Origin of the sequence: Variovorax sp. AB1(2024) (assembly GCF_037482385.2) — a bacterium.
In the GTDB taxonomy this organism is placed as follows: domain Bacteria; phylum Pseudomonadota; class Gammaproteobacteria; order Burkholderiales; family Burkholderiaceae_C; genus Variovorax.
In genome coordinates this window covers 4,549,674-4,562,666 of sequence record NZ_JBBHKP020000001.1, presented here as the reverse complement: position 1 = coordinate 4,562,666, position 12,993 = coordinate 4,549,674, and the positions used below count along the sequence as shown (strand labels likewise).

Below are 12,993 nucleotides of genomic sequence, written 5' to 3'. Positions count from 1 at the left end.
AGAAGGCGGACCAACCGAGGGGCATCGAATGTCTTCCCAAATCATCATCCTCGCCCACGACATGTGGCGCAAAGGCGCAGGCGGCGCTCCCGCCGGACTCGTCGGCCAGGCCGACAGCTTTGCCTACGCCGGGCTCGACCTGGGCCTTGCCCAGTTCGCCTCGACGACCTTCGCAGGCACAAGCTTCGCGGCCACGAGCTTCAGGCAGGCGGGCTGGAGCGGCTGCCAGTTCACGGGCTGCAGCTTCAGCCAGTGCGACTTCGGCAGCATCTCGATCACGGGGTGCACCTTCGTCAACTGCAGCTTCACGCGCGCGAACTTCGACGGCGCGAACATCGGAAGCAGCACCTTCAGGCAGTGCCAGTGGGACGACATCAGCTTCGCCGGCGGCAGCTGGAATGACGTCGGCGTTCTGGACTGCAGCGGCACCCTGGTGCACGCGCAGGGGCTGCAGGGACGCAGCGTTGACTTCACGGGCAGCACCTTCGAACAGCTCGAGTTCCAGGGCGCCAACATCAACTGAGCCCTCACTGGCACCTCATCACTTCATCTATTCCATGATCATGAAAAACATCAAGGCCACCCTTGTCGCCGCTGTCTTCCTGGGCGCCGCTTCTCTATGTGCTGCGCAAGCGGAAACGAAAACCACGCTGACCAAGCTGCACCAGAGCTACGAGAAGCAGGGCCGTCGTGCGCTCGGCATGCCTGAATACGGCAAGCGCGTGCAGTTCGCGGCGGTGGTCATCGAAGCGTCCGATTCCTTCGGCGGTACGTCGCTGATCCGCGCTGCCGACGTGCGCGGCAGCCAGGAGCTGGCGCGCCTGACACCTACGGACGACGCGCAGAGCCAGAGGATGGGCGAGATGCGCAGCGGTGCGAAGTTCACCGCGAGCTGCGAGGTCGGCTTCGCGATGGGGTCGGCATTTCTCACGATGAAGGACTGCGTGATCCAGCCTTGAAGAGCATCGATTCACAGCACTGACAAGACAAGGCATCAGCCAGAGGCAGGGAGAGAAGATGGCAGAAAAAGAGGGCCCGCAACAGCAAGGCCAGAAGCCGACCGAGCGCGAACCCCAGACGGCGGTGGCGCCGCTGAACACGATCGTGAAGGAAGACGTCGCCGCTGCGAGCAAGGCGGTGGACGAGTGGCTGCGTTCGTTCAGCGGCGGCTACGTGACGCTGGAGCGCCTGACGATGGTTCTGGGCAGCATCCCGATCGTCGGCAACATCATGGCGCTGGTGGATGTGTTCCTGGACATCATCAACATCGTCGAGAAGAAGGCCAAGGACAGCGTCGATGCGTTCCTGAACTGGGTGAGCCTGGGCATCAACCTGATCGGGCTGATTCCGATACCGCCGAGCATGGCGGCCGCACGCATGAGCCTGCGGCCCACGCTGCACCTGGTGAGGCAGCAACTGACGACGGCGGCCTCCAACCTGGGCGAGGCCATCGTCACCACGCTGGTGGGGCACCTGAACGCCACCATCATGGGCGAGCTGGACAAGTTCATCGATGGGGCGATCGCCAAGCTCGACGGCATCCTCAAGAGCTGCGCGGACCTGGCCGACAAGATCATCGACAACCTGGTGGACGTGATGCGCCGGGTGCTGGGCCAGAAGGACCTGTTCGCGGTGGCCACGCCCGCGTCGCCGGAGACCAAGGTACACGACCCGAAGACGCAGAGCACGTGGAGCCGGATGTGGGGCACGGCGGTGCGTTACACCAAGCAGTCGGCGAACTACGTGGCGAAGGCGGCGGCCAGCCAGTTGCCCGATGGCGTCGCGAGCAGGGTCAACGGTGTGATCGGGCAGATGCTGGACTTCAAGCAGCAGCTGCGTGGGCAGCTCTCGAGGCTGGCGGACAAGGAGTCGCAGGCCAGCATCATGTGGCTGCTGCACAAGCTGCGGGACGCGCTGCTGAAGAGGAAAGGCCAGCGCGCGGCGATCGTGGCTCCGCAGGCGGGAGCCAAGGCAGAAAAAGAAAATCCCGGGACGCAGCTCGGTCACATCAACAAGCAAGCCGGTGCACAAGGGACCGCAGGCTGCAAGAACTGCCCCGCGCCGGCACGCAAAGGGGCTTCCATCAGCCTTGCCACAGGCAACGAGAGCTTCACCCACACCGACTTCGTGCTCGCAGCACCGCTGCCGATCGAATGGGCGCGAACCTACGCCAGCGACCTCGATGCCTTCGACCATGGCAGCTTGGGCGCACGCTGGATCACCCCCTACAGCATGCGCGTGGACATCACCACGCCCGCGCGAGGCGCACGCCAGGGCCAGCTCAGCCTGCTCCACCACGCCGCCGACGGCCGCAGCCATGCGTATCCGGTTGTGGCCGCGGGCCAGAGCTACTTCGACGCGATCGAGGAAGTCCGCGTCTCGCGCCTGAGCGAGAGCCTGCTGGTGCTGGACTTCGGCAAGCCCTTGCCCGAAGGCGAGCAGAGCGAGTGGCGCGAGATCTACGAGTACGTCGACGGCAAGCAGCCCCACTTCCGCCTTGTCGCGCAGCAGGCGAAGGATGGCATGGCCATCGGCCTGCGCTACGACCACGTCATTGCAGAGACGGGCGAGCGCGTGCTCAGCGACATCATCAGCAAGCACGGCGAAGCCGTCATGGCGCACGTGGGCACGAAGCCCGATGCGCAGACCGGGCTTATCCAGTCGCTGTGGGAGCTCAAGGACGGCCAGGTCGTGCGTCAATTGGCCGCCTACACGCACGACGCGCAGCGCGACCTCGTCGCCGCGCAGGACGAGGACGGCGCGAGCTGGCGCTACACCTACAGCCACCACCTCGTGACCCGCTACACCGACCGCACCGGCCGGGGCATGAACCTCGAGTACGACGGCACCGGCCCCGACGCCAAGGCCGTGCGCGAGTGGTCCGACGACGGCAGCTTCGCGCTGAAGCTGGAGTGGGACAGGAACATCCGGCTGACCTACGTGACCGATGCGCTGGGCGGGGAGACCTGGCACTACTACGACATCCAGGGCTACACCTACCGCATCATCCATCCGGACGGTCTGCAGGAGTGGTTCTTCCGCGATGACGCGAAGAACGTCACCCGCCACGTGCATACCGACGGCACGACCGACGACTACACCTACGACCCCGACGGCAACCTGCAGACGCACACGCGCGCGGACGGCAGCCGGGTCCACTACGAGTACGACAGCCTGCATCGCCTGACGGGCATCCGCGATGCGGAGGGCGGCGTGTGGAAGCGCGACTACGACGCGCAGGGCCATCTCACCGAAGAGATCGATCCGCTGGGGCACAAGACCGAGTACGCCTACGACAAGGCCGGCAGGCCCGTGCGCATCACCGATGCCAAGGGCGGCGTGAAGACGCTCGCCTACTCCGCGTCGGGCCAACTGCTCAGCTACACCGACTGCTCCGCAAAGACCAGCCGCTGGGATTACGACGAACGAGGCCGGCTCACCAAGGCTGCCGACGCCGCCGGCAACGCGACCGGATATCGCTACGCTGCCGGCCAGCTCGAAGAAATCGTGCCGCCCGACCAGACGAGCGAGCAGTTCGAGCACGATGCCGAAGGCCGGCTGCTGAAGCACACCGACGCGCTGGGGCGCGCCACGCGCTACAGCTACACGCGCGCCGGCCTGATCGCCGGCCGCACCGACGCCGCGGGCCGCTCGCTCAAATACCACTGGGACCTTCTGGGCCGCCTGACAGAACTGCACAACGAGAACGGCAGCCGATACGACTTTCGCTACGACCCGGTGGGCCGCCTGCTGGAAGAAACCGGCTTCGACCGCAAGGCTACGCAGTACGTGCACGAAGAGACGACGGGCGTGCTCGCCGAAGTGGTCGAGGCGGGCCACCGCACCGAACTCGAATTCGATCCACTCGGCCGCTTGAGCGAACGCCGCGCCGGTGGCCAATCCGAACGCTTCGCCTACGACCGCAACGGCCGCCTGCTGGAGGCGACCAACAGCGACGCGCGCCTGCAATGGTTCTACGACCCGGCCGGCAACCTGACGCGCGAGCATCACCACTACCTGCAGCGCAAGCGCACGGCTGTCTGGCAGCACCGCTACGACGAACTCAACCAGCGCATCGCCACCGTGCGGCCCGACGGGCACGTCATCCAATGGCTGACATACGGCTCAGGCCACGTGCACGGCCTGATGATCGACGGCCAGGACATCCTCGGCTTCGAGCGCGACGACCTGCACCGCGAGGTCGCACGCGAGCAGGGCAACGGCCTGAGCCAGCGGCAGAAGTACGACCCGGCAGGTCGGCTGCTCGAGCAGCAGATCTCGCGCACCAGTTCTGGCGCCATCGAATCGACCACAGGCATCCAGCGCCGCTACAGCTACGACAAGGCCGGCCAGCTGATTGGCATCGGCGACAGCCGCCGAGGCAACCTGAGCTACCGCTACGACCCGGTGGGCCGTCTGCTGGAGGCCAACAGCCGAGTGGGGCGCGAGACGTTTGCATTCGACCCGGCGGGCAACATCGTCGACCCGCCGGCGACCAACGACCCGCTCAGGCACCCTGCCAACAAGTTGCTGGACAACCTGCTGAAGAACTACGCCGGCACCAGCTACCGCTACGACGAACGCGGCAACATGACCGAGCGGGTGCGCCACGGCTGGCGCACCGTCTTCGCATGGGACGGCTTCAACCGCATGACGGCGGCGACCGACCAGCGCGGCATCACCACCTCCTTCAGCTACGACGCGCTGGGTCGTCGGCTCTCCAAGAGTTCTGGCGAGACCACGACACTGTTCGGCTGGGACGGCGACGTGCTCGCGTTCGAGAGCACGCAGAGCAAGTCAGCGATGGAGGAAGGCGGCGAGCACGGCTGGAGCGTGCACTACATCCACGAGGCGAACTCGTTCGTGCCGCTGGTGCAGGTGCGCCAGGCGCGCGCGATGGCGCTGAGCGAGACGACGGATGCGAAGGCGTTGATGGAAGCTAACGGCGGCGTCTACGACATCGAGCAGGATCCGCTGTGGAACGGCGAGCAGAGGCAGGTGCCGCGGGCGTTCGACAGGAAGGAGATGGCGTTCTACCAGTGCGACCATCTTGGAACACCGCAGGAGTTGACGGACCATGAAGGCAGTGTTGCCTGGTCGGCGCAGTACAAGGCGTGGGGGGAGGCGAGGGAGGCGATCAGCGAGGCTGGGAGAAGAGCGGGGTTCAGGAATCCGATTCGGTTTCAGGGGCAGTATTGGGATGAAGAGACGGGGCTGCACTACAACAGGTATCGGTACTACGATCCGGTCGGCGGAACATTTGCTAGTTCCGATCCAATTGGCTTGGCCGGTGGCGGGCACCTGCATTTATATGTACCAAGCCCCACGCAGTGGATCGATCCTCTGGGCTTGAAATATGTCTCAACTGGAAGATCTCCGACGGTCGTCTCTGGCAAGGACAGCTCGAGCAAGGCTTCGACCCAACAGTTGTCGGAATGGCGGCGAAGAATATGCCCATCTGCAATTGGTGTTACTAGAGATAAATTTCTCGGAGACGAAATGGTGAAAGTTGGCCCCGGAAAATGGCGAAGCATCGATGGCACTCGGCAATTCAGAGTTGGACCCAGCGATTATTCAGGAGGGCATGGCATGGGCTCACCGAACGTTCCGAACACGCCTCATGTTCATTTCGAATTCTTGTCGCCAAAAATTAATAATGGCCAGCCAACAGGAAATTTTCTAGTGACGAAAAATGTTCATGTTCCTTTGGATTGCTCATGATAATTTTTAACATCGGTCCGTTTAGTAAAGACGAATTAACAATACGATTCGATCGAGAAGGCGCTATAAAATTTCTGGACGCTGTTTCATTTTTTCTCAACCAGGTGACTGATGCGGTCGTGATTGATTGTTTGCAGTACACAAGAAATGTGGTTGATGCCGCGGAAATAGAGCTCAAGCGAAAAGATGAAAATCATCTGGAAATTAGGGATGGGAGATTGATGCTTTTTATTTCCGACGAGGCACTTGAATATGCGGAATTCCTGCTCAAGAAATTTCTTGTCGAAGGGGATTTCGCGCCAGCAGAGTTTTATAGTTTTTCGAGAAGAGGTAGAAAATATGATACGCAAGTATTTTTTACGAAATTTTCTTCAATTGAAAGCATGATTTCCAGCAATGGTCGTCGATAACGAGTAAGTTGCAGGGGCGATCGAGCGCACTTGGAGCAAGCCAGTGATGGCGGTGTCTACGACGTCGAGCAGGAACTTTGTGGAACGGCGAGCAGATAGATACTTGGTCGACTCAGCACCGGAGTAATAGCTATCCTGGGCTTCGAACGCGACGACCTGCACCCGGAGCTTGCACGCGAGCAAGGAAACGGACTGAGCCAGCGGCAGAAATACGACCCGGCGAGCCGGCTGCTAGAACAGCACATCTCGCGCACCAGGCCAGGCGCCATCGAATCGACCAAGGGCATCCAGCGCCGCTACAGCTGCGACAATGCTGACCAGATGATTGGCATCGACGACAGCCGCCGAGGCAACCTGAACTACCGTACGACCCGGTGAGCCGGCTGCTGGAGGCCAACAGCTGACTCGAGCGCGAGTTTGCGTTCGACCCGGCAGACAGCATCGTCGACCCGGCCCCCGGTTAAAGATCCTCTGAGGCACGCGGGCGGCAAGCTGCTGCACAACCTGATGATGTGATACTTCCACGGGATGCCTCAAGCATGAAATCCTTGAATCTTAATTATTTGCGTGGCTTGTATGATTTTTTGCTTGAAAAAAGTGATGGGGAATTGGAGAGTTTTGACATCAACCTGCCTGCAAATAGAAAAGCTCTTTTTGAAGAGATGAAGCGTAGATTTTCGGAATTTGGACCAGTCTCAAAATCAAATGTGATCAATGGATTATGCTTTTTGATCTCCAATTATTCCGACGATCTTTTGTGGAGGAGTGCGGTTCCACATGATCTGCCTCTCAATGTGATTGTTGATAGAGGAGGCTATTTGAAGGAGGTTTTGGCTGTATTGGTGAAGGATGATTTTTTGCTGGCCGATCCCAAGGACTTTGTTCTGATCGATGAGGTTGGACCAACGGGTTTGGATTTTTCAAAGTGATTCACTGAAAGATCGAATTCTTGTGATGCGATAGCAGTGTGTGATGGCGTCAGCCTCCCGCCACGACGCTGTTTCGGCTGGGCCGGAGATGCTCACCCCAGAGAAAGCCAGGCAGGTCAGTGATCGATGCGTGCGGCGAGAGCTACATCGCGAGTCGATCTCGCTCGCGCCGCTGATGCAGCTGCGCTGGACGAGCGCGGTGGCGCTGAGCGCCGTCACCTGCAGCTGCGACGCACCGGATACCGGCCATGCGACGCCCAAGGTAAGTCTCGAAAACTGTTTGATTCAGGTCTCCATACGCCGACCCGTCTCTCCGCTGTGGTGACCGCATCAGGCTCCATTTCATCTCCGGGTTTCCGATAACTAAATCGCCTTGATTTAGTCGCCCCTCTGCCCGATAGTCCCCTTGCGCCCGGACGCCCGCCTTCAAGGCCAGCGATCCGGATCCAAACCCGCAGGGCGCATCACCCAGCGCCCGCCAAGGAGACACACCATGCCCAGCAGCAGCCCCCGCACCATCCTGGCCATCGCGGCCATGTCCCTCGTTGCCGCCAGCGGCGCCTTCGCCGCCGACCAGCCGGTGATCGGCCTCGTCACCAAGACCGAAACCAACCCCTTCTTCGTCAAGATGAAGGAAGGCGCGCAGGAAGAAGCCAAGAAGCTTGGCGCCAAGCTGCTCTCCGGCGCAGGCAAGGCCGACGGCGACAACGCGGGCCAGATCACGGCGATGGAAAACATGATCGCGGCCGGCGCCAAGACCATCCTGATCACGCCGAGCGATGCCAAGGCGATCGTGCCGGCGATCAAGAAGGCGCGCGACAAGGGCGTGATGGTGATCGCGCTCGACAGCCCGGCCGATCCGCCGGACGCCACCGACGCACTGTTCGCCACCAACAACTACACGGCCGGCGTGCTGATCGGCGAATACGCCAAGGCCGCGATGGCGGGCAAGCCGGCGAAGATCGTCGCGCTCGACCTGCTGCCGGGCCACCCCGTGGGCGCGCAGCGCCACAACGGTTTCATGAAGGGCTTCGGCCTGCCGGCCAACGACGCCAAGTCGAACGAACTGTCGAAGTCGCCCGAGATCGTCTGCATGGCCGACAGCTACGGCGACCAGGCCAAGGCGCAGACGGTGATGGAAAACTGCCTGCAGAAGGCGCCCGAGGTGAACCTCGTCTACACGATCAACGAGCCCGCCGCCGCCGGTGCCTACAACGCGCTCAAGCGCGCGGGCAAGGAGAAGGGCGTGATGATCGTGTCGGTCGACGGCGGCTGCCAGGGCATCAAGGACACGGCCGCCGGCATCATCGCCGCGACCTCGCAGCAATACCCGCTGAAGATGGCCGCCATGGGCGTGGCCGCGGGCGTGGAATTCGCCAAGACGGGCAAGAAGGCCTCGGGCTATGTCGACACCGGCGTGACGCTGATCGCCGGCAAGAGCGTGGCGGGCGTCGACAGCAAGGACACCAAGACCGGCACCGAGCTGTGCTGGGGCAAGAAGTAAACGGCGGAACCTCTAGATGGCGAAGTCTTCAACGCACCACATTCCGTGGGGCGCCCTCGGGCCGTGGCTGGCCCTGCTTGGCGCATGCATTTTCTTTGCGACCCAGTCCGACCGCTTTCTGACGGGCGGCAATCTCTCGCTGATCCTGCAGCAGGTGATGGTGGTCGGCGTCATCGCCATCGGCCAGACGCTGATCATCCTCACGGCGGGCATCGACCTGTCGTGCGGCATGGTGATGGCGCTGGGCGGGATCATCATGAGCAAGTTCGCCACCGAACTGGGCATGCCGGCGCCGCTGGCCATCCTGTGCGGCATCGGCGTGACGACGCTGTTCGGCCTGCTCAACGGCCTGCTGGTCACGCGCATCAAGCTGCCGCCTTTCATCGTGACGCTGGGCACGCTGAACATCGCCTTCGCGATCACGCAGCTGTATTCGTCGTCGCAGACCATCACCGACCTGCCCGGCGGCCTCACCGGTCTGGGCACCACCTTCAACATCGGCAATGCCGAGGTCGCGTGGGGCTCGGTGCTGATGGTGGCGCTCTATGCGCTCGCCTGGTTCGTGCTGCGCGAGACGGCGGCGGGGCGGCACATCTATGCGGTGGGCAACAACGCCGAGGCCACGCGGCTGGTCGGCATTCCGACGCAGCGCGTGCTGCTGGGCGTCTACGTGGCGGCGGGCGTGCTCTACGGCATCGCATCGCTGCTGTCGGTGGCGCGCACCGGCGTGGGTGACCCGAACGCGGGCCAGACCGAGAACCTCGACGCCATCACGGCGGTGGTGCTCGGCGGCACCAGCCTGTTCGGCGGGCGCGGCATCGTGCTGGGTTCGCTGATCGGCGTGCTGATCGTGGGCGTGTTCCGCAACGGCCTCACGCTGATGGGCGTGTCGTCGATCTACCAGGTGCTGGTGACGGGCGTGCTGGTGATCTTGGCGGTGGCTGCCGACCAACTCTCGCGCCGGGGAGCCCGTTGATGAACACCGTCACCAATCCCAAGATCGTGATGCAGGCCAAGGGCCTGGTAAAGCGCTACGGCCAGGTCACGGCGCTCGACGGTGTCGACTTCGAGCTGCGCGAAGGAGAAATCCTTGCGGTGATCGGCGACAACGGCGCGGGCAAGTCGTCGCTCATCAAGGCGCTGTCGGGCGCGGTGGTGCCCGACGAAGGGCAGATCCTGCTCGACGGCAAGCCGGTGAACTTCCGCAACCCGCTGGACGCACGCCGCGCCGGCATCGAGACGGTCTATCAAGACCTGGCCGTGGCGCCGGCCATGACCATCTACGAGAACCTGTTCCTCGGCCGCGAGCTGCGCCGCCCCGGCTTCATGGGCAACGTGCTGCGCATGCTCGACAAGAAGAAGATGCTGAGCGAGAGCACGGCGCGCATGGCCGACCTGAAGGTCGGCATCCAGTCGATGACGCAGGCGGTCGAAACGCTCTCGGGCGGCCAGCGGCAGTGCGTGGCGGTGGCGCGCAGCGCGGCCTTCGCGCGGCACGTGGTCATCATGGACGAGCCCACCGCCGCGCTCGGCGTGAAGGAGGGCAACATGGTCCTGGAGCTGATCCGCCGCGTGCGCGACCGGGGCCTGCCCGTGGTGCTCATCAGCCACAACATGCCGCACGTGTTCGAGGTGGCCGACCGCATTCACGTGGCGCGGCTGGGCAAGCGCGCGGCCGTGCTCGACCCGAAGAAGATCAGCATGAGCGACACCGTCGCCGTGATGACCGGCGCCATGACCGCCGACCAGTTGCCTGCGGAGGCGCATGCCTGATGCGGACACTGCCGCGCACATGCCCGACCTTCTGCGGCTGCGCGGCTCCAACCAGGTCGGCATGCGCCAGTTCAACGAACGCACGGTGCTGCAGGCGCTGCGCGTCCATGCGAGCCTGCCCAAGGCCGACCTTGCGCGGCTCACGGGGCTGAGCGCGCAGACCATCGGGCTCATCACCGCGCGGCTGGAGGAAGACGGGCTCATCGTCAAGCAGAACCGCGTGCGCGGACGCATCGGACAGCCTTCGGTGCCGCTGGCGCTGAACCCCGACGGCGCTTTCTCCATCGGCATCAAGGTCGGCCGGCGCGGCGCCGAGTGGCTGCTGATCGACTTCACCACGCAAGTGCGCGAACGACACCTCGTGCACTACGACTTTCCCGACGTCGACGAGCTGTTGCCCGCGATTGCGCAGCACATCCACCGTCTGCGCGACGGCCTGGGGCCGCTGGCCGTGCGCAACGTGGGCGTGGGGCTGGCCGCGCCGTTCCAGCTTGGCGGCTGGCACCGCACGCTGGGACTTTCGAAGGCGCAGGCCGACCTGTGGAACCAGATGGACCTGGCGGCAGAGGTGCGTGCGCGCACCGACGTGCCGGTGAGCTTTGCGCGCGACACGGTGGCTGCCTGCGTGGCAGAACTGGTGGGCGGGCGCGGGCATGACCTGAAGAGCTTTCTATACATCTTCGTCGACACCTTCGTGGGCGGCGGGCTTGTCATCAACTCGCACCTGCACACGGGTGCGCACGGCAATGCAGGCGCGCTGGCGTCGCTGCCCATGCAGCCGCCCGGCGGCAGCGGGCTGCCGGCGCAGCTCGTGGCGCAGGCCTCGCTTTGGGAGCTGGAGCAGCGCCTGGCGGGCGAGGGCCTGGACGCGATGGCCGCTTATGACGACCGCGCGTTGCAGGCGCCTTTCGCAGCCGCCACCCAGGCCTGGCTGGACAACGCATCGCAGGCGCTCGCGCACGCCATCGTGAACGGCGCCGCCATGCTAGACCTGGCCGATGTGGTGATGGACGGGTCGATGTCACGCCTGCTGCTGCAGGCCCTGCTGGAGCGCACACGCGCCGCGCTGGACCGCTGCAACTGGGAAGGCCTGTGGCGCCCGCGGCTGCACGGGGGCAGGGCAGGTGCGCAAGCCTGTGCGCTGGGCGGCGCGATGTTGCCGCTGCACGCCAACTTCGCGCCGGACCACGACGTGTTCCTGAAAGCGGCTTAGCCCGCCTTGCGCGCTCTTGCCAGGGCCAGCGCCTCGGCGAGCAGCGGCTTCACTTTCTCGAAGGTCTTTGCGCTGGGGGAGATCACGCTCACCCAGTGCATCCTTGCGTACACGGGGTGCGGCATCAGCGTGTCCGGCGCGGCCGGGTCGATGGCTGGCGGGGTATCGCCGAACAGCGCGCGGAAGCTTTCCTTGCCGACGCCGACGTTCAGGCGGAACACGCCGGGGCGGTCCAGACGCGAGGCGCTGTCGAACTCGCTGTCCTTGGTCACGATCGTGGCAAAGGGAAACTTGTTGTCCCCGTCGTGGAAGAAGAAGGTGTTGTCGTCGGCGATCTGGAAGTGGCCGCCGGCCAGCATGTCGATCAGGTAGTCAGTGATGGCGTCTTCGGTCATGCCGCCATCTTGCCCGTGTTCACGACGGCCAGCGGCGCAGGCCGAGTCCGTCGGCCAGTTTGCGGTAGGCGGCGATCTGCGCTTGCACGTAGTCGTCCAGCGCGGCGCCGGTGAGCGCGAAGGGATACAGCCCATGCCGCTCGCGCAGCACTGCAAAGCCCGGCGCGGCGCTTGCCTCGCGGAAGGCGGCGGCCCAGGCGCGCACGGCGGCCTCGGGCACGTCCGCACTGAGGTACAGGCCGCGCACCGTCGGCCAGACCAGCTCGACGCCTTGCTCGCGCGCGGTCGGCACGCCGGTAAGCGCGCCGCCGAGCCGTTCTTCCGACAGCACCGCGAGCAGCCGCACGGCCGCACCGCCCGCAATGGCCTGCAGCGCCTCTGCCGCATCGCCGGGGAAGGCGTCGACATGCTTGCCCTGCAGCGCACCCAGCGCGTCGCCACCGCCCTCGAAGGACACGAAGCGCATCGCCTTGTGGTCGCGCCCCGCGGCGCGCACCAGCAGCGCCGCCTTCACCCAGTCCTGGCTGCCGACCGTGCCGCCCGCGCCGAAGGCGATGCGCGACGGGTCTTGGCGCAGCGCGGCGATCAGGTCCTGCAGGCGCTTGTACGGCGAGTCGCGGTGAACGGCGATCACTCCGTAGTCGGTGCCGAGCGTGGCGATCCAGCGCACGGCCGAAGGCGGATGCGGACCGAAGCGCCCCTGCGCCAGGTTGAGCAGCGAGCCGCTCGAGAACGCGACCAGCGTGCCGGGCCCGCCGAGCTTGCCGGTGGCGATGCGGTCGAACGCGACCGCGCCGATGCCGCCCGGCAGATAGCGCTGGGCCAGTGGCGGGCGCACGGGGCGCACGGCCTGCAGCGCGTCGCGTGCGAGCGCGCAGGTCAGCGCGAAGCCGCCGCCGGCCTTGGCGGGGATCACGCAGTCGGCGGCTTCGAGGGAGGGGTCATCGGCCGCCGCCGCGCGCAGGCTCGCGGGCAACAGCAGCGCGGACAGCGCGCGCAGGGCGTGGCGGCGGTTGGCGTGAAGGGGCGCGGGCATGGTGTGGTGCGG

The 12,993-nt window shown here is 64.7% G+C and carries 11 protein-coding genes; 9 read left to right on the top strand and 2 right to left on the bottom strand.

Annotation, left to right across the window (positions count from 1 at the left end):
• Positions 1–28: 28 nt before the first annotated feature.
• The 9 genes from WIX39_RS21340 to WIX39_RS21300 all read left to right on the top strand — a co-directional run bounded on the left by WIX39_RS21340 (position 29) and on the right by WIX39_RS21300 (position 11,550).
• Complete coding sequence (locus tag WIX39_RS21340; RefSeq protein ID WP_409195782.1) at positions 29–523, top strand: pentapeptide repeat-containing protein; 495 nt, start codon at positions 29–31, stop codon at positions 521–523.
• A gap of 40 nt (positions 524–563) precedes the next feature.
• Entirely contained in the window at positions 564–959 is a 396-nt protein-coding gene (locus tag WIX39_RS21335; RefSeq protein WP_409195781.1) for a hypothetical protein, read from the top strand.
• 58 nt (positions 960–1,017) lie between these two features.
• A complete protein-coding gene (locus WIX39_RS21330) occupies positions 1,018–5,721 on the top strand; it encodes an RHS repeat-associated core domain-containing protein (protein WP_409195780.1) in 4,704 nt (1,567 codons plus the stop codon).
• Entirely contained in the window at positions 5,718–6,131 is a 414-nt protein-coding gene (locus WIX39_RS21325; protein WP_159053583.1) for a hypothetical protein, read from the top strand. Before WIX39_RS21330 ends, WIX39_RS21325 begins: the two co-directional genes overlap by 4 nt.
• A gap of 539 nt (positions 6,132–6,670) precedes the next feature.
• Positions 6,671–7,060 carry a hypothetical protein gene (locus WIX39_RS21320; RefSeq protein WP_159053584.1) on the top strand — a complete coding sequence of 130 codons (390 nt, stop codon included), beginning with the start codon at positions 6,671–6,673 and terminating at the stop codon, positions 7,058–7,060.
• 493 nt (positions 7,061–7,553) lie between these two features.
• Positions 7,554–8,564 (top strand): sugar ABC transporter substrate-binding protein, encoded by a 1,011-nt coding sequence (locus tag WIX39_RS21315; RefSeq protein ID WP_106934024.1) that lies wholly within the window; start codon positions 7,554–7,556, stop codon positions 8,562–8,564.
• A 16-nt stretch (positions 8,565–8,580) separates the two neighbouring features.
• Positions 8,581–9,540, top strand: a complete 960-nt coding sequence (locus tag WIX39_RS21310; RefSeq protein WP_081267031.1) for an ABC transporter permease — start codon at positions 8,581–8,583, stop codon at positions 9,538–9,540.
• Complete coding sequence (locus WIX39_RS21305; protein WP_081267032.1) at positions 9,540–10,337, top strand: ATP-binding cassette domain-containing protein; 798 nt, start codon at positions 9,540–9,542, stop codon at positions 10,335–10,337. Before WIX39_RS21310 ends, WIX39_RS21305 begins: the two co-directional genes overlap by 1 nt.
• Positions 10,330–11,550, top strand: coding sequence for an ROK family transcriptional regulator (locus WIX39_RS21300; protein ID WP_081267033.1), 1,221 nt, complete (start codon positions 10,330–10,332; stop codon positions 11,548–11,550). Before WIX39_RS21305 ends, WIX39_RS21300 begins: the two co-directional genes overlap by 8 nt.
• On the opposite strand, the gene WIX39_RS21295 is transcribed toward WIX39_RS21300, so the two are convergent.
• Positions 11,547–11,945, bottom strand: coding sequence for a DUF6194 family protein (locus tag WIX39_RS21295; protein WP_409195779.1), 399 nt, complete (start codon positions 11,943–11,945; stop codon positions 11,547–11,549). The genes WIX39_RS21300 and WIX39_RS21295 overlap by 4 nt on opposite strands.
• 19 nt (positions 11,946–11,964) lie before the next feature.
• Positions 11,965–12,981 (bottom strand): tripartite tricarboxylate transporter substrate-binding protein, encoded by a 1,017-nt coding sequence (locus tag WIX39_RS21290; RefSeq protein ID WP_409195778.1) that lies wholly within the window; start codon positions 12,979–12,981, stop codon positions 11,965–11,967.
• Positions 12,982–12,993: the final 12 nt, after the last annotated feature.